20 protein-coding genes are annotated in these 16903 nt (G+C 71.7%); 1 reads left to right on the forward strand and 19 read right to left on the reverse strand.

What is annotated here, in order from left to right:
- Positions 1-6: 6 nt before the first annotated feature.
- The 13 genes from ACWF62_RS10380 to ACWF62_RS10440 all read right to left on the reverse strand — a co-directional run bounded on the left by ACWF62_RS10380 (position 7) and on the right by ACWF62_RS10440 (position 10898).
- Positions 7-2199, reverse strand: a complete 2193-nt coding sequence (locus ACWF62_RS10380; RefSeq protein ID WP_378508250.1) for a heavy metal translocating P-type ATPase — start codon at positions 2197-2199, stop codon at positions 7-9.
- Positions 2196-2399, reverse strand: a complete 204-nt coding sequence (locus ACWF62_RS10385) for a heavy-metal-associated domain-containing protein (RefSeq protein WP_452629991.1) — start codon at positions 2397-2399, stop codon at positions 2196-2198. Before ACWF62_RS10385 ends, ACWF62_RS10380 begins: the two co-directional genes overlap by 4 nt.
- 13 nt (positions 2400-2412) lie before the next feature.
- Positions 2413-2694, reverse strand: coding sequence for a metal-sensitive transcriptional regulator (locus ACWF62_RS10390; protein WP_378508252.1), 282 nt, complete (start codon positions 2692-2694; stop codon positions 2413-2415).
- A gap of 41 nt (positions 2695-2735) precedes the next feature.
- On the reverse strand, positions 2736-2966 hold the full coding sequence (locus ACWF62_RS10395; protein WP_378508253.1) for a hypothetical protein: 231 nt from the start codon (positions 2964-2966) through the stop codon (positions 2736-2738).
- Positions 2963-3433 carry a hypothetical protein gene (locus ACWF62_RS10400; RefSeq protein ID WP_378508254.1) on the reverse strand — a complete coding sequence of 157 codons (471 nt, stop codon included), beginning with the start codon at positions 3431-3433 and terminating at the stop codon, positions 2963-2965. Before ACWF62_RS10400 ends, ACWF62_RS10395 begins: the two co-directional genes overlap by 4 nt.
- The gene (locus ACWF62_RS10405) at positions 3426-3857 is read right to left on the reverse strand and encodes a hypothetical protein (RefSeq protein ID WP_378508255.1); all 432 of its coding nucleotides are present in this window, start codon (positions 3855-3857) and stop codon (positions 3426-3428) included. Before ACWF62_RS10405 ends, ACWF62_RS10400 begins: the two co-directional genes overlap by 8 nt.
- Positions 3854-4333, reverse strand: a complete 480-nt coding sequence (locus ACWF62_RS10410) for a hypothetical protein (RefSeq protein WP_378508256.1) — start codon at positions 4331-4333, stop codon at positions 3854-3856. The genes ACWF62_RS10405 and ACWF62_RS10410 overlap by 4 nt, the downstream gene beginning before the upstream one ends.
- 131 nt (positions 4334-4464) lie before the next feature.
- Positions 4465-5448, reverse strand: a complete 984-nt coding sequence (gene hemB / locus ACWF62_RS10415; RefSeq protein WP_378508257.1) for a porphobilinogen synthase — start codon at positions 5446-5448, stop codon at positions 4465-4467.
- A 78-nt stretch (positions 5449-5526) separates the two neighbouring features.
- Positions 5527-7098, reverse strand: coding sequence for a bifunctional uroporphyrinogen-III C-methyltransferase/uroporphyrinogen-III synthase (locus ACWF62_RS10420; protein WP_378508258.1), 1572 nt, complete (start codon positions 7096-7098; stop codon positions 5527-5529).
- 117 nt (positions 7099-7215) lie between these two features.
- Positions 7216-8211 carry a hydroxymethylbilane synthase gene (gene hemC / locus ACWF62_RS10425; protein WP_378508259.1) on the reverse strand — a complete coding sequence of 332 codons (996 nt, stop codon included), beginning with the start codon at positions 8209-8211 and terminating at the stop codon, positions 7216-7218.
- Positions 8208-9626 carry a glutamyl-tRNA reductase gene (locus ACWF62_RS10430; protein WP_378508260.1) on the reverse strand — a complete coding sequence of 473 codons (1419 nt, stop codon included), beginning with the start codon at positions 9624-9626 and terminating at the stop codon, positions 8208-8210. Before ACWF62_RS10430 ends, hemC begins: the two co-directional genes overlap by 4 nt.
- Positions 9623-10480 (reverse strand): redox-sensing transcriptional repressor Rex, encoded by an 858-nt coding sequence (locus ACWF62_RS10435; protein ID WP_378508261.1) that lies wholly within the window; start codon positions 10478-10480, stop codon positions 9623-9625. Before ACWF62_RS10435 ends, ACWF62_RS10430 begins: the two co-directional genes overlap by 4 nt.
- A 151-nt stretch (positions 10481-10631) precedes the next feature.
- Positions 10632-10898 (reverse strand): glutaredoxin family protein, encoded by a 267-nt coding sequence (locus ACWF62_RS10440; RefSeq protein ID WP_378508262.1) that lies wholly within the window; start codon positions 10896-10898, stop codon positions 10632-10634.
- Positions 10899-11037: 139 nt separating this feature from the next.
- Between ACWF62_RS10440 and ACWF62_RS10445 the strand changes: the two genes are divergently transcribed.
- On the forward strand, positions 11038-12018 hold the full coding sequence (locus ACWF62_RS10445; RefSeq protein WP_378508263.1) for an HAD family hydrolase: 981 nt from the start codon (positions 11038-11040) through the stop codon (positions 12016-12018).
- Between the two features lies 1 nt (position 12019).
- On the opposite strand, the gene ACWF62_RS10450 is transcribed toward ACWF62_RS10445, so the two are convergent.
- The 6 genes from ACWF62_RS10450 to ACWF62_RS10475 all read right to left on the reverse strand — a co-directional run bounded on the left by ACWF62_RS10450 (position 12020) and on the right by ACWF62_RS10475 (position 16728).
- Entirely contained in the window at positions 12020-13042 is a 1023-nt protein-coding gene (locus tag ACWF62_RS10450; protein WP_378508264.1) for a lysophospholipid acyltransferase family protein, read from the reverse strand.
- The gene (locus ACWF62_RS10455; protein WP_378508265.1) at positions 13039-14112 is read right to left on the reverse strand and encodes an NAD-dependent epimerase/dehydratase family protein; all 1074 of its coding nucleotides are present in this window, start codon (positions 14110-14112) and stop codon (positions 13039-13041) included. The genes ACWF62_RS10450 and ACWF62_RS10455 overlap by 4 nt, the downstream gene beginning before the upstream one ends.
- A gap of 246 nt (positions 14113-14358) precedes the next feature.
- A complete protein-coding gene (locus ACWF62_RS10460) occupies positions 14359-14460 on the reverse strand; it encodes a 30S ribosomal protein bS22 (RefSeq protein WP_003402602.1) in 102 nt (33 codons plus the stop codon).
- 192 nt (positions 14461-14652) lie between these two features.
- The gene (locus tag ACWF62_RS10465) at positions 14653-14886 is read right to left on the reverse strand and encodes a helix-turn-helix domain-containing protein (RefSeq protein WP_378508266.1); all 234 of its coding nucleotides are present in this window, start codon (positions 14884-14886) and stop codon (positions 14653-14655) included.
- Between the two features lie 126 nt (positions 14887-15012).
- Entirely contained in the window at positions 15013-15828 is an 816-nt protein-coding gene (gene proC / locus ACWF62_RS10470; RefSeq protein WP_378508267.1) for a pyrroline-5-carboxylate reductase, read from the reverse strand.
- Positions 15829-15870: 42 nt separating this feature from the next.
- Positions 15871-16728: a thioesterase family protein gene (locus ACWF62_RS10475; protein ID WP_378508268.1), complete on the reverse strand. Its 858-nt coding sequence runs from the start codon at positions 16726-16728 to the stop codon at positions 15871-15873.
- Positions 16729-16903 lie beyond the last annotated feature (175 nt).

Genomic DNA, 16903 nt, shown 5'->3' on the forward strand with positions numbered 1-16903 from the left:
TAAAAATCACGCACGGGCGGCGAAGCCGCGCAGGCGGAGGCTGTTGGTCACCACGAACACCGACGAGGCCGCCATCGCTGCACCGGCGATCATCGGGTTGAGCAGGCCGAACGCGGCGAGCGGCAGGGCGGCGACGTTGTAGGCGAACGCCCAGAACAGGTTGCCCCGGATGGTGTTCAGCGTCGCACGGGACAGCCGGATGGCCTGCGGCACCGCAAGCAGGTCGCCGCGCACCAGGGTGAGGTCCGCGGCCTCGATGGCGGCATCGGTGCCGGTGCCCATCGCCAGCCCGACGTCGGCGGTCGCCAACGCGGCGGCGTCGTTGACACCGTCCCCGACCATCGCGACGGCCCGCCCCTCGGCCTGCAGCCGCGCAACGACGGCGGCCTTCTCGTCCGGCAGCACCCCGGCGACGACCTCGTCGATGCCCACCTCGGCCGCGACCCGACGCGCCACCGCCGCATCGTCGCCGGTGAGCAGGACCGGCGTCATCCCGAGCGCCCGCATCCGCGCGACCGCCTCGGCACTGGTCGGCTTCACCGCGTCGACAACGGTGATCGCGCCGCGGACCGCGCCGCCCCATATCACCGCGACCGTGGTGTCCCCCGACCCAAACGCCCCGGCCAGCTCCGGCGGCACCGGGTGCTCCGGCGTGCCGACCGCGACCCGGACTCCGTCGACGGTGCCGACGACACCGCGTCCGGGCCGGTTCGCGAAGTCCGTCACCGGGCCCGCGTGCGGTCCGGCGATCGCCCGCGCCACCGGATGCTCGGACGCGGATTCGACGGCCGCCGCACGCGCCGACACCAGGCCGGGGTCGACCCCGTCCGCGGCAAGCACCCGCCCGACCGCCATGACGCCGGTGGTGACGGTGCCGGTCTTGTCGAGCACGATGGTATCGATGCGGCGGGTCTGCTCAAGCACCTCGGGGCCGCGGATGAGGATGCCGAGCTGCGCGCCACGGCCGGTTCCGACGAGAAGTGCGGTGGGCGTTGCCAGCCCGAGCGCGCACGGGCACGCAACGATGAGCACGGCGACGGCGGCGGTGAACGCCTCCGTCGCGCCGTGTCCGGTCACCAGCCAGCCGGCCAGGGTCACGGCCGCGAGCACCAGCACGGCCGGAACGAATACCGACGAGACGCGGTCGGCCAGCCGCGCGACGGCGGCCTTGCCGTTCTGCGCCTCGGTGACGAGCGTCGCGATGTGCGCGAGTTGCGTGTCCGCGCCGACCTTCTCGGCCCGCACCACCAGCAGACCGTCGGTGTCGACGGTGCCGCCGATCACCGCGTCGCCCCGGCCGACATCGACCGGCACCGACTCGCCCGTGATCGTCGACGCGTCCACGGCGGCGCTGCCGCGGACCACGACCCCGTCGGTGGCGATCCGCTCGCCGGGCCGCACCACGAACAGGTCGCCGACCCGCAGCTGCTGCACCGGGATTCGCGTTTCGGCGGCGCCGTGGGTGTCCACCCCGCCCGCGAGGACCGCGACGTCCTTGGCGCCGACATCGAGCAGCGACCGCAGCGCGGCGCCCGCCCTCCGTTTGGCCTTCGCCTCGGCGTACCGTCCGGCGAGCAGGAACACCGTCACCGCGGCCGCGGTCTCGAGGTAAATCTGGCCGGCGGGGTCGTGCGCGCCGAGCCGGAAGGTGAACTCGTGGGTCATCCCGACGTGGCCCGCGGTGCCGAACACCAGGGCCCACACCGACCAAGCGTAGGCGGCGAGGGTGCCGAGCGAGACGAGGGAGTCCATTGTGGCTGCGCGGTGCCGAGCGTTGGTCAGCGCCGCACGGTGGAACGGGTAGCCGCCCCAGAAGACGATGAGCGTGGTGAGCGCGAGACACACCCACTGCCAGTAGTCGAACTGCAGCGCGGGGACCATCGACAGCGCAACGACCGGCACCGCGGCGGTCGCTGACCCGGCGAGACGGACACCGAGGGAGTCGGAGGGCGCGGGGGTCGGTTCCGGCCGGTCGGGGACCGCCGCGGCGGTGTAGCCCGCGGCCTCCACCGCGGCGACCAGGTCGGCGACCGACACGGCGGCGGTGTGGGTGACGTGCGCGCGCTCGGTCGCGAAGTTCACCGTCGCGGTGACGCCGTCGAGCTTGCCGAGCTTGCGCTCGATGCGATTGGCACAGGACGCGCAGGTCATCCCGCCGATGTCGAGGTCGACACCGTCCTCCCGGAGGTCGGCGCTCACGGCGCCAGCTCGTATCCCGCCTCTTCGACGGCCGCGGCGACGGCTGCCCGGTCGAGCGGGGTCTCGCTGGTGACGTCGACGCGACCGCTGTCCAGATCGACGGTGACGGCGGTCACGCCCGCGATCTCCGAGACCTCCTCGGTGACCGACGCGACGCAGTGCTGGCAGATCATGCCGGTGACGGTGTAGGCGCTCTGCACGACGGTTCCCTTCCTATGACTTGACGAGGCGGGCGATGGCGTCGGACGCCTCCTTGACCTTGGCGTCGGCCTCCGGTCCGCCCCGCTTCGCGGCCTCGACAACGCAGTGCGAGAGGTGCTCGTCAAGCAGCTTGAGCGAGACCGACTGCAGCGCACTGGTCACCGCGGACACCTGGGTGAGGATGTCGATGCAGTAGCGGTCGTCGTCGACCATCCGCGAGATGCCCGCGACCTGACCCTCGATGCGGCGCAGCCGCTTGAGCAGGGCTTCCTTCTCGGGCGTGTATCCGTTCATGCCCATAGCATACCCCCCTTGGGTATTTTCCGCCAGGGTGGCTAGCCGCGCTGCCGCCACAGGTCGAGCAGCGCCAACCCGGCGACGATCACCGCAACGGTCGCGCCGCCGATCCACGGCCCGGAGTAGTGCGTCGACGTGAACTCCGGCGCGCCGTCGACGACCGGGCCGAACGTCGACGACGTCACCCCGCGCAGCCAGCACAGCACCGCGACGACCGCCGCGACCACCGCGGCCGACCCCGCCGCGACGGCCCGGACCCGACCGGTCATCCTTCGCTCCCCTCGTGCGGCACCGCCGCCTCCAGTACCGACCGCAGCCCCTCGCCGTCCCGCGCCCACGCCCGCACCAGCCGGTCGTCCGTGAGCCGCAACCCGATCCCGGTCCGGCGTCGCGGTACCCCCGACAGCTCGCCGAGCGGCGGCGCCGTCTCCCACGGCTGCAGGTCGTCGGCGTACGGGTCCGCATCGGGTAGCACCTCGGCGATGTCGGCGAGGGCGAGGGTCTCGGTGCCACACCGCAGCGTGGTGGGGGTGACCTCGACGCTCGCGTGGGTGCGGGCCGCCTTGACCTGCACCCACACCAGGGCGGCGAGCAGGACCGCGAACAGGCTGAGCCCCGCGACGTGCACCCCTGCCCCGATGAACAGGTCGCCGATCAGCACGATCAGGCACAGCAGCGGGCCAAGCGCCACCGTGCGCCACCGCCCCCCTGGCTCGACGAAGGGGGCCTCAGCCACGAACGAACCAGTCACGCGCGGACGGCAGGTACACCAGGATCGACGCGATGACGAGGCCGATCGCGGTCATCAGCGTCGGTGCCTGGCCGACACCGACCGCGGTCGACAGCACCTGGATCAGCGTGTACACCGCGCTCAGGGCGACGGCCGCCCGCCGGAACCGCGGATCCCCCGCGCGAACGGGTCCGGCGAGGAATCCGATCGCGACGCCGACCGCGCCCGCCAGTGCGCCGGATCCGCGCAGCAACCCGACCAGCGCATCAACGTCGCCGGGGTCCGCGCCGTTCGCCAGCAGTTGGTCCCGCACCGCGTCCCCGGACGCCGTCAACGCAAGCAGACCGAACAGCACCAGCAGCGCCGCGCACGCCAGCCACAGCCAGTACGCGATGGCGACCTGCTGTGGCCGAGTCTCCCGCCCGCTCATCGCGGCGCGATACCGGGCAGGAAGTACCGGTTCGAGTCCGCGCGGTGCATCAGCACGATCGCCCCGACCACGAGCACCGCCTGCAGGATTCCCGCGCCGCCCGCGATCATCACGGCCGCACCGCCCCCGCCGAGCCCGAACAGGACGGGGATCGCCATGAACACCATCAGCACGCCCGCCATCGTCACCAGCATGCGGGCCCAGTTGCGCCCGGCCCGCATCTTGAACACGAACAGCAGATACAGCGCGGTGATCCCGAGTCCGATCAGCCCGGTCAGTCCGAGCCCGACGATCATCAGCGAGTCCGCGGTGTCCCGGCCGATCTGCACCGACGCATCCTGCGCCGCGACGTCGCGCAGCAACTGGTCGACGTAGGTCTCGCGGTCGGCGTAGACGGCGCACAGCGAGGCGATCATGTTCAGCACGCCGAGGGCCGCGACCGCGCAGAGCAACTGGAACGCGGTCACCACGTCCACCGGCGGCTCCGGCCGCTGGGGTGGGCCGACCGGTGGGGGGCCGTACTGGGCGGGCGGCCACGGTGCACCGGGCGGCGGGCCCGGCGGCGGCGGGCCCTGCGACGGCGGGCCCTGCGGCGATCCCGGGGCCGTCACAACCGGCCCGCCACGTCGCTGGCCCAATAGGTAAGCACGATGTCGGCACCGGCCCGCCGGATGCTCAGCAGCGATTCCATGATCGCGGCGTCCCGGTCGATCCAACCCCGCTCCGCGGCCGCGGTGATCATCGAATACTCGCCCGAGATCTGGTAGGCGGCAACGGGAACCGTCGACATGTCGGCGACCTCGCGGAGCACGTCGAGATAGCTCATCGCTGGCTTGACCATCACGATGTCGGCGCCCTCCTCTAGGTCGAGGTCCACCTCACGCAGGGACTCGCGGCGGTTCGCCGGATCCTGCTGATAGGTGCGGCGGTCACCGTCGAGGGTGGAGCCGACGGCCTCCCGGAACGGACCGTAGAACGCGGACGCATACTTCGTCGCGTACGCCAGGATGCCGGTGTCGAGGTGCCCGGCGGCGTCGAGCCCCTCACGGATCGCGGCGACCTGGCCGTCCATCATCCCGCTCGGGCCGAGCAGGTGTGCACCCGACTCCGCCTGCGCAACAGCCATGTCCACGTACCGGGCCAGGGTCGCATCGTTGTCGACGGTGCCAGCTCCGCCGTCGGCGGTCAGCACACCGCAGTGTCCGTGCGAGGTGAACTCGTCGAGGCAGGTGTCCGCCATCAGGACGGTGGCGTCACCGAGCTCGTCCCGCAGCGCCCGCAGTCCGCGGTTGAGGATGCCGTCGGGATCAATCGCGCCCGACCCCTCCGCGTCCTTGTCCTCGGGCCGCGGCACCCCGAATAGCATCAGCCCACCGACCCCGGCGGCAACCGCCTCGGTCGCCGCGGCGCGCAGCGAGTCCAGGGTGTGCTGGTACACCCCGGGCATCGACGAGATCTCCCGCGGCGTGTCGATACCGTCGGCCACGAACATCGGCAGCACCAGATGCCGTGGCTCCAGGGAGGTTTCGGCGACCAGTCGACGCAGCGCGGCGGTGCCACGCAGGCGTCGGGGTCGTTCGGCCGGGAACAAGGGAGGTGCCTCCTTCGTCGGGCCCGTGAGCCCTTTTGGCCCGCGACGGGGCCATAAGGACTCACGGGCGCGTAGCGCCTATCGCCTGCGGGACTTCTTGCGGGGCGGCGGCAGCGCACCCTCGGCGCGGAGTCGGGCCGCATGCTCGGCGAGCGCCTCGACCAGCGGACCGATCTGTGCCGTCTCCGGCTGCACATCCACCCGAAGGCCGAACTCGATCGCGGTCTCCGCGGTCTTCGGTCCGATACACGCGACGATGGTGCGCGCGTGCGGCTTCCCGGCGATGCCGACCAGGTTCCGGACCGTCGACGAGGAGGTGAAGCACACCGCGTCGAAGCCGCCGGTCTTGATCATCTCGCGGGTCTCGGCCGGCGGCGGCGCCGCCCGCACGGTCCGGTACGCGGTGACGTCGTCGATCTCCCAGCCGCGCTGCCGCAGCCCCTCGGCGAGGGTTTCCGTCGCGATGTCCGCGCGCGGCAGCAGCACCCGGTTGACCGGGTCGAAGACGTCGTCGTACGGGGCGAACTCGGCCAACAGCCCCTCGGAGGACTGCTCCCCCGCGGGCACCAGTTCCGGGTTGATCCCGAAGCTGCGCACCTTGTCCGCGGTGGCCTGACCGACGCACGCGATCTTCACCCCGGAGAACGCGCGGGCGTCGAGCCCGAACTCCTCGAACTTCTCCCACACCGCGCGAACCGCGTTGGTGGAGGTGAACACCACCCACTGGTAGCGGCCGTCGACCAGGCCCTTGACCGCGCGTTCCATCTGCGCGGGACTGCGCGGCGGCTCGACCGCGATCGTCGGGACCTCGATCGGGATGGCGCCGTGGGTGACCAGCCGGTCGCTCATGTCGCCCGCCTGATCCTTGGTCCGCGGCACCAGCACGGTCCAGCCGTACAGGGCCCGCGACTCCCACCACGACATCTTGTTGCGGTGCGTGACGACCTTGCCGACCGTGACGATCAGCGACCCGACCAGTTCCGAGCCCGCCTCGTTCAGCGTCGCGAGGGTCGCCTCCACGGTGCGCTGCTGACGGGTGGTGCCGCGCACGGTGATCGCGGCGGGGGTCTGCGGGGCGAGGCCATGTTCGACGAGCGCGCTCGCCGTCTCCGCCAGGTGCGTTGCACCCGCGTGCAGGACCAGCGGCCCCGGCGCCGCGGCCAGCGCCGCCCAGTCGACCTCGCCGCGCACGTCGGCCTCGGTGTGCCCGGACCCGAGTGCCATGCCCGCGTAGCTCGGCACCGCCGAGCCGGACGGCAGGCCCGGCAGGATCTCGAACACGACCTGGGTACGGGCGACGGCGTTGACCTCGGCGATCACCGAGTCGGTGGTCAGCGGGTCCCCGGAGACGAGGCGCACCACGTCGTGCCCGGCCTTCGCCTCGTGCACCAGGGTCTTCGCGACCTCGGCGGGCTCGCCGAGTGCCGGTCGCACCTCCGAGAGCGGGTGCTCCGGATCCTCCTCCACGCCCTTGACGTGCAGCGCGGTGCCGACCAGCGCGGTCACCCCCTTGTCGACGTCGGGGTCGGTGAACGCGAGCGTCGCATGGGCGAGGACATCGCGGGCGCGGACCGTGAGCAGGGCGGGGTCTCCAGGGCCCGATCCCACGAACAGGATCCGTCCGGGGGTGTTCTTTCGGACTCGGCTCATCGGTTGTTCTCCAGTGCGTTCAAAATGCCGGTGTTCGGGCGTGGTGCGGTCGGGGCGGTGGCGGGCGGGTCGATGCGCGGTGGTCGCGCGCACCGTTTCGACCGCCACGGGGTCGGGTCAGTCATCGGCGGCACCGTCCCTCTCGGCGGCCACCATCAACTCGCGCGCACCGAGGTCGAGAAGTTCCCTGGCGACCGCGCGCCCCAACTCCTCGGCGCGGTCGGGCGATCCGACGGCGGACGCGCGGATCGAATCCGACCCGTCCACCGCGGCCGCGCAGCCGCGCACCGACAGCTCGTCGATGACCCGGCCGTCGTCGTCGAGGGACTCGACGACCTCGGCGATCGCGCCGACCGGGGCGGTGCACCCGGCCTCGAGTTCCGCCAGCAGCGCCCGTTCGGCGACGACGGCGGCGCGGGTGGCCGCGTCGTCGAGTTCGGCAAGCACCGCGACCAGGTCGGGGTTGTCCGCGCGGCATTCGACGGCCAGCGCCCCCTGCGACGGCGCGGGCAGCATCTGCACCGGCTCCAGCGACTCGGTGATCACGTCCAGCCGCCCGATCCGCGAGAGCCCGGCGCGCGCGATCACGATCGCGTCCAGCTCACCGGACTCGACCTTGCCGATCCGGGTGTCGATGTTGCCGCGCAGCGGCTGGATGTCCAGTCCGAGGCCCAGCGCCCGCAGTTGAGCGCGGCGGCGCGGCGCGGACGTCCCCACCTTCGACCCCGGCGGCAGCTCGCCGAGCACCAGCCCGTCGCGGGCGACGAGCGCGTCCCGCGGGTCCTCCCGCGGCGGCACCGCGGCGACCACCAGGTCGGCGGGCTGCGCCGTCGGCAGATCCTTGTACGAGTGCACCGCGACGTCGACGTCGCCAGCGAGCAGCGCCTCGCGCAGTTCCGCGACGAAGACCCCGACCCCGATGCGCTGCACCGGTCCGGCGGTGACGTCGCCCTTCGTCGTGATGACCACCAGCTCCGCCGGATGCCCCGCCGCGATCAACGCGTCCCGAACGGTCCCGGCCTGGGTGGTGGCGAGCAGGCTGCCGCGGGTACCGATGCGCAGGGTCCTGCGGGACGCCTCGGTACCGGGCGCCACGGGTGCTGCCGCGTTCATTCCTGCATTCCCTTCCACCACGTCACCGCGTCCTCGTCACGCCGTTCGGCGGTGACGTTGTCGGCGAGTTCGACTGCCCGGATCTCCATCGGCGAGGCGACTGCCTGGGCGCTGCCCGGAGCCAGCTCGAACAGTTCGCGCAGCGCGGCCGCGTAGGCGTCGCCGCCCGGCGTCGTCGCGAGCTGCTTGACCCGCACGGTCGGGGCATGCAGCAGCTTGTCCACCACCCGGCGCACCGTGCGCGCCACCTCGTCGCGCTGCGGATCGTCGAGGCCGGGCAGGCGCGACTCGAGTCGGAGCAGTTCGCCCTCGACCACCTCGGCGGCGCGCTGCCGCAGCGCCGTCACCGTCGGGGTGACCTCCGCGAGCCGCTGCCCGGCCAGATAGGTGGCCAGTTCGCCTGCGACGATCTCGCGGGCGGCGTCGGCGTCCGCGGCCGCGGCACCGGCGCCGGGGTCCGCCTTCATCGTCGCGATGTCGAGCAGCGCCACCCCCGGCAGTCCGGCGACCGCGGGTTCGACGTCCCGCGGCAGCCCGAGGTCGCAGATCACCAGCGGGCGCTGCGCGGCGTTGCGGGCGGCGAGCGCAAGGTGGGCGTCGGCGAGGGTGACGACGGCGCCGACCGCGCCGGTGCAGGCGACCAGCACGTCCGCCTCCGCCAGCGCGGGCGCCAGGTCGGACAGCGCAACCACGTCGGCGGCGACGCCAGCCGCGCGCACGGTGTCGGCGAGTCGCTCGGCGCGTTCGCGGGTGCGGTTGGCGACGACGATCCGGCCGATGCCTGCCCTGGTCAGGTGCGCGACGGACAGCCCGCCCATCGACCCGGCGCCGACGACCATCGCGGTCCGGCCCGCCAACCCGGTGCCCGTCGCATCCGCCGCGGCCAGGATCGAGCCCGCGCGGTCCAGCGCCACCGACACGACGGAGGCACCGGCGCGGTCGATCCCGGTCTCCGAGTGCACCCGCTTGCCGACCCGCAGTGCCTGCTGCGCCAGCTCGTGCAGCACCCGGCCGGCCGCGTTCTGCGCGTCGGACACCGCGTACGCGGTCCGGATCTGGCCGAGGATCTGCTGCTCGCCGATCACCATCGAGTCCAGGCCGCTGGCGACCGCGAACAGGTGCTCGGCCGCGGCCTCGCTGTACCGCACGTAGGCGTGCTTGGTGAAGTCGTTCAGGTCGAGCCCGGAATGCGCGGCGACCACGTCCCCGACGTCCGCGAGGGCGCCGTGGAAGGCGTCGACGACCGCGTAGATCTCCACCCGGTTGCACGTCGAGACGATCATCGTCTCCGAGACGTGCGGGGAGGCAAGCAACTTGTCGATCAGCTTCGGCCGATCGGTGTCCGCGACGGCAACCCGCTCGAGGACGGAGACGGGAGCGCTGCGATGCGAAATCCCGACCAGGAGAACACTCACGGTGCGATCACCGATCCATTCCTTGTCGATCCCAGGTCTTTCGAAGTCGAGCGGGCCGCGCGACGCGGCGCCCCGCCCCCGAGCGCGACGGCCGCATGCTCACCGTCGGTCCTGCGGGCGCTGCGGAAGGAGAGCACCTGCATCTCCACCGCGAGATCCACCCTGCGGATCTCCACGTGCGGGGGCAACTCCAGCGGCGCCGACGCGAAGCTGAGGATGCACCGGACGCCCGCGTCGACGAGGCCGTCGCACACCCGCTGCGCGGCGTCGTCCGGGGTGGCAACGACCCCGATCGTCGCCTCGAGTTCCCGGCACGCCGCCTCGAGTTCGGCGACGTCCCGCACGATCAGGCCGTCGATCTCGGTGCCAATCCGGTCCGGGCTGCTGTCGAACAGGCCAACCATCGTGAAGCCGCGGCGGCCGAAGCCGCCGTACCGGGCCAGCGCCTGCCCCAGGTTCCCGACCCCGACCAGCACCACCCGGTGCCCCTGGTCGAGTCCGAGCGCGGCCTCGATGCGGGCCCGCAGCCGGGTCACGTCGTAGCCGACGCCGCGGACCCCGTTCGGGCCGAGGAACGACAGGTCCTTGCGGAGCATGGACGAGCCGACGCCGGCGGCGGTGGCGAGTTCCTCGCTGGACACGATGTGGGTGCCCGCGTCGGTCATCACGCCGAGCACCCGCAGGTAGGTCGCGAGTCGGGTGACGGTCGCCTGCGGCAGATCCTTCACCTCGGCCCGCGGCGCGGCGGTCTCAGCTGCTGCCGCACCGGCGGCGGTGGTCGAAGCGGCGGTGGTCGAATCAGCCCCGGAGGCGCCACGGGCGGAGAACCCATGCGACTGGTGCTGTTCGCTCACTTCGGTGGCTCCTCGTCCGGCCATGCACACGACCGGAGTTCACATTGATCCGGGGGGACGTTCTCACCCACGGTAACTGCTTGTGAAGCCCTGCACAAAGTTGCTCAACCGGCCGCGACCTGCACAGCGACCGGATGTCCGGGCGAGCCCTTCACCCTCGGATTGTCAAATCCGAACGCAGTCGAACCTCGTCGACCTCCCAGTAGCTGTGTTCGCGGCCGTCCAACAGCACGACCGGAAGACGATCGCCATACTCGGCGCGGAGTTCCGGATCTCGGCCCGCCGCCTCGTCGACGTCGACGGTTTCGAGGAGAATGCCGAATTCCTCACACAACGGCACCAACCGGTCGTGAGCAACGACACACGAGCCGCAGCCGGCTCGGGTCAGCAGGGTGATGGTGTGGGTCGAGGCCGTCATGACGTCCACCTTGCCACCGCGACGGCCCGGATGACCGGAGACGGACATCACACGGGGTGCGCCTGCGGCTCCGTCTTCGCGGTGCCCGCTCAGGGCTGGGGATAGGGTTACCCCGGATTGCCAACCACGGGAGGTGCGTGTGCCTGGGCTGACAGGGCCGACCGGTGCAAGACCGGGTGCCGGGTGGTCCCGCGTGCGCCGCCGGTGGCGCAACCCGCTGGGTCCCACCGATTCGCAGCTGCGGGCCAATCTCGCGGGTGAGGCCAGCGCCGACGCCGCCCTCGCCCTGCACGAGGCCGAATCGGCCGCCGACCTTGGGGCGGCCGACGCGGCGGGCGAACCGGCGATCTCCAGGGATCTCACCGCCGCGGCCTTCTTCGACGTCGACAACACGATGGTGCAGGGCGCCTCGATCATCCACTTCGCCCGCGGGCTCGCCGCCCGCAAGTACATCTCCCTCGGGGACATGGCCGGATTCGGCTGGCAGCAGCTCAAGTTCCGGGTGACCGGCAAGGAGAACAGCGACGACGTCGCGTCCGGCAAGGAGAAGGCGCTCGCGTTCATCGCGGGCCGCGAGACCGCGGAGTTCAGCCGCCTCGGCGAGGAGATCTACGACCAGCTGATCGCCGACAAGATTTGGCCGGGCACCCGGGCGCTCGCGCAGATGCACCTCGACGCGGGCCAGCAGGTGTGGCTGGTCACCGCGACCCCGGTCGAGCTGGCTCAGGTCATCGCGAAGCGTCTCGGCCTCACCGGCGCGCTCGGCACCGTCGTCGAGTCCGAGGAGGGCCGGTTCACCGGCAGGCTCGTCGGCGACATCCTGCACGGCGCGGGCAAGGCGCACGCGGTGCGCACCCTCGCGGTCCGGGAGGGCCTGAACCTCAAACGCTGCACCGCGTATTCGGACAGCCACAACGACGTCCCGATGCTGTCACTGGTCGGCACCGCCGTCGCGATCAACCCGGACGCCGACCTCAAGGAGGTGGCGCGGAACCGGGGCTGGGAGATCCGCGACTACCGGACCGGCCGCAAGGCCGCGAAGGTCGGTGTTCCCACCGCGCTCGCCCTCGGCGCGATCGGCGGCGCCCTCGCCGCCGCCGCGAGCCGAAAGAAGCACTGACCTAGCCGAGGAACACGTTGCGGCGCTGGGCGAGCAGCCGGTACAGCGTCTGCTGGATCGTCTCCCGCACGTGATCGGTCACCTCGAACATCACCATCGGATCCTCCGCGTCGGCGATGTCGTAGGTGTCGGTGCGGATCGGTTCCCCGAACTCGATGTACCACTTCGACGGCAACGGGATCAGCCCGAGCGGACCGAGATGCGGGAACAGGGGCGTGACCGGGAAGTACGGCATGCCGAGCAGTCGCGCGAGCGACTTGAGCTCCCCGATCTTGGGGTAGATCTCCTCGGAACCGACGATCGAGCACGGCACGATCGGGACACCGGTCCGCAGCGCGGCCGACACGAAGCCGCCGCGGCCGAACCGCTGCAGCTTGTAGCGCTCGCTGAACGGTTTGCCTATGCCCTTGAACCCCTCGGGGAAGACCGCGGCGACCTCCCCGCCGCGCAGCAACCGTTCCGCGTCGGCGGTGCAGGCGAGGGTGTGGCCCGCCTTGCGGGCGACGTTCCCGACGACCGGCAGCTCGAACGCCAGGTCGGCGGCGAGCATCCGCAGCGGCCGCCGCGCGGGATGATGGTCGAACAGCGCGACCGAGGTCATCAGCCCGTCGATCGGGACCACCCCGGCGTGGTTCGCGACGACGAGCGCGCCGCCCTCGTCGGGGATGTTCTCGACGCCGCGCACCTCGACCCGGAACCAGGAGTCGAACATCGGACGCAGCAGCGGCAGCCACACGTTCTCGGCGAAGTGCGGGTCGAAACCGAAGTCGTCGACCTGGTAGTCGCCGGTCAGCCTGCGGCGCAGGAACTCGGCGACCGCCACCACCTGATCCGCAACCAGGTCCCGCGCCGCGTCGCGCATCGACGCGGCCAGCGACCCGGGCGCCGCGGCGGGGTGCATGGCGGGAGCCGCCGGATACAGCCGCGTCGGCGGTGACGGTTCGAGCCGGGCCCGCCGGATCTGCCCGCGGGCGGTCCGCGCCGCGTCCCCCCGCAGCGGAATGACCTTGGCGACCTCGTTCATCGTGCCCCCTCGCCGACGCCGACCAACTGCTGAACCGTGGATTCCACCGACCGCACCCAGTCCCTGCTCACGATCGGTCTCGACGCGGAACCGGCGAGCATGTCGTCAAGGGCCTGCAGCGTCGACCGTCGCGGGTCGAAGCCGAGCTCGGTGCGCATCCGGGTGGTGTCGACGCCGCACCCGAAGTGGAAGTAGTCGAGTTGCTCCCGCGTGACGCCGCGGGTGCCCGCCCCCGGCAGCACCCGACCGAGCGTGCCGAGCAGCGGGAACGGCACCGGCACCTCGACCCCGCCCGCCCGACGGATCGCCTGGCTCAGGGTCACCACCCCGTCACCGGCGACGTTGAAGGTGCCCGCAGGCCCGGCGAGCGTCGCGCGTTCGAGCGCGGCGAGCGCGTCCTCCTCGTGCAGCAACTGCATCCGGGCGTCCCGCCCGAGGATGGTGGGCACCACCGGCGACCGCAGGTATCGCGACATCGAACCGTGCAGGTTGGGCCCGATCGGCGGCGCCATCCGCAGCAGCGTGACCGCGAGATCCGGGCGCCGCCGTCCCAGGCCTCGGGCGTACCCCTCGATCTCGATGCTGTCCCGCGCGTAGCTGCCGGAGGGCGGACGCCGAGCGCTCATCTCCTCGCTGAACTTCGCCGGGTCCTTCGCGCTGGAACCGTAGACGGCGGTCGTGGAGCGCACCACCACCTTCCGCACGTCCGGCGACTTCTGACAGGCGGCGAACAGTTGCATGGCGCCGAGGATGTTCATGTCCTTCATCGCGGTGCGACTGCCCGACTTCGGCGGCTTCACCAGGGTCGACGCGTGCACCACCGTGTCCACCCCGGCGCCGCGCAGCACCTTGCCGATCAGCGGATTGCGGATGTCGGCGCGGACGAACTCCGCCCGGCCCATCCGGCGCAGCATGTCCTTGGTCGGCGACCGCGAGTCGACGGCGATGACCCGGTCGATGCCGGGATCCTGGGCCAGGCGCGACACCAGGTACCCGCCAAGGAACCGACTCGCCCCCGTCACCAGCACCACCGACGGATACTGCACGCCACGATCACCTGCCACGACCACCCCTGCCCGTGTCTCGAATCCGTCACCGATCGATCACGTCGAGCGTAGCCGGTCCGGGAGCAGTCGCTCAAAAACTTAACGAGCCCGAAACACCCCGTCCACCTGGCGTTTTGTCGGATTCCCCGGCGCGTGTCATCTGGTTGGACGACCAACTCGGAGCCGGTCCGGGACCCGGAAATGCACGATGCCCGCCACCGGAACGGTGACGGGCATCGCGGGCGTTGGCCCGCTCGGAGACCGAGCGGACTACTTACCGAGTTTCCGGCGCTGCACGCGAGTCCGGCGAAGCAGCTTGCGGTGCTTCTTCTTCGACATGCGCTTGCGTCGCTTCTTGATCACTGAACCCATGGCGGGAGTTCCTCACGTTCTTCTCTAGCGTTCCTGCGCACGCCGGTGACGTACGTGCGTTCTGGTCGGCGCGAACCGACCTGGCGCTGTGCCTCTCGTATCCGCGAGCCCAGCGCCTGACGACACCCGGCTGGCCGGCACGACGATAAGTCATCGTACCGGGACGCCGCGGGCCGTCCGAAACCGGACTCGTCAGCCGGCGTCGAAGTAGGACGTTTCCAGGTAGTCGTGCACCGCCTTCGCGTGCACCCGGAACGACCGTCCGACCCGCACCGCGGGCAGTTCCCCGCTGTGCACCAATCGGTACACCGTCATTTTCGACACTCGCATCAACGCCGCCACCTCGGCGACGGTGAGGAATTGTGTGCCGCCGAGGGCGGGCTCTTTGTCCGTGCCCGCACCCTTTGGCTTGTCTGTCGACACCATCAGATTGCATACCTCCGGCACGTGTCGCGCCGCCGGCTTCCCCTCCGGCGGAACAGACACGCACGTGCTGCATCCGAGCTTAACGGGACACGTGGGGTTACTGCGACGTGTGTGAGGTATCGAATCTCATTCCGGGCCCGCACCGAGCGCAGCCGAACGCTGCTTCGCGGCCGCGAGCGCGTCGTTGAACGCGGTCCGCACTCCCCCACGCTCGAGTTCCCGGATCGCGGCCGCCGTCGTGCCACCGGGCGAGGTGACGTCCGCCCTCAGCTCGTTCGCGGTGCTGCCCGCCCCGTCCAGCATCGCGGCCGACCCGACCATGGTCTGGACGACGAGCTCGGTCGCGACGGCCCTGGTCAGCCCCAGCCCGACGCCGCCCTCGATCATCGCCTCCGCCACAAGGAAGAAGTACGCGGGCCCGGACCCGGAGACCGCGGTGACCGCGTCGAGCTGCGGCTCGGACACGGTGACCACCTTGCCGACCGCACCGAGGATCTCGCGGACGGTGTCCAGATGCTCGGCGGTCGCGTACCGGCCTGCCGCGATCGCGCTGACCCCCTCACCGACAAGCATCGGGGTGTTCGGCATCACCCGCACCACCGGGAACCCGGCGGGCAGCCTGCTCTCGTACCGGGCCGTCGGGATCCCGGCGGCGAGGCTGACGATCAGCTGGTCGACGTCGCCGTCGAGGTCGATGCTGTTCAGCGCGACCATCACCGCATCGACATCGGCGGGCTTGACCGCGACAACCACGACGTGCGCACCCTCCGCGGCATCGGCGACCGTGGTGGCCCGGATGCCGTACTGGCCCGCCAGTTCCTGGGCGCGCGGCGGGTGCTGCTCGGCGACCACAAGGTCCTTCGGCGCGTGGCCTGCCTTCACCAGTCCCGCGATCAGGGCCTCACCGATCCGGCCGCCACCGATCACTGCGATTCTCGTCATGACCGCAAGCCTGCCACGGGCGAAACGTGGGCCGGCGACCGGTCAGGCCCTCGGCACCATCGCCAGCTGCCTGCTCTGCACGACCACCTGCCCCGCGGAATCGAGGACCAGGTGGTCCTCCTCGAACCAGGCCTCGCCGATGACCTGTGCGCTGGCCATCACCCGCAGCCAGCCCGGCGCAGGGCGACGCCGGAGGTAGGTGGTCAGCTGCACGGTCGGTGCCCACCCGAACATGCCCCGGTTCATCGTCACCGGCGCGCTGATGTCACCGAGCATGATCGCGAACAGGGCGGCGGTGTCCGCGTCGGCCTCGTCCGCGGAGAGCGGCCGCGCCCACATCCGGTTCACCGGGTCGCCGAGTTCCCCGGCAAGGAACCGGGCGGCCGACGGGTCCACCAGCAGTTCGCAGCCCTTGGCGACGTGCACGATCGCGGCCATCGGGTGGTCGGCGGTGATCCGGGCCGCCGCCGCGGTCGGCTCGGCGGGCAGCGCGTCGATCGCGAGCGGCTCCCGGTGCCGGGACGCCGCCTCGTCGGGCACACCGAGCGTGACCGACGCCGACACCGCGATCCGGTCGCCCTGCAGCAGATCCACGTCCACCAGGCAGACCTGGCGGCCGCGCTTGCGCACGGTGGTGACGAGGCGGACGTCGCCGGGGTCGGGGGCGGTGAGATAGTTCGCGCTGACCGCCACCGGCTGCATGGCGGCGGCGCCGCCCTCGGCCCGGACGGCGTCCCGCGCGGCCGCCGCACACACCGCCATCATGCAGCCGCCGTGCACCTTGGGTCCGATCGTCCAGATCGGGTCGATGTGTGCGCCGAACGCGCCGTCGCCGAGCGGGGTGAGGGTGGTGAGGTCGGTGAACGGCCGGGTGGAGGTGAGGGTCTTGACCTCGGTCATCTGCGGTCCTTACTTGAATCGGTCGGGGAAGCGCCTTCGGCGCCCGTGGGGGGGGGTTTCCCCCCCCCAGGGGGGAGTTCGCCACGGGTTGTGGGGAGCACAGGTCCCTCTGAGGTGCCCCAGGGGAAAGCACCCACCACCCCCACCCCCTCCCCCTTTTTTTCCCTTTTTCTGT

This window comes from Rhodococcus sp. NPDC054953 (genome assembly GCF_053609225.1).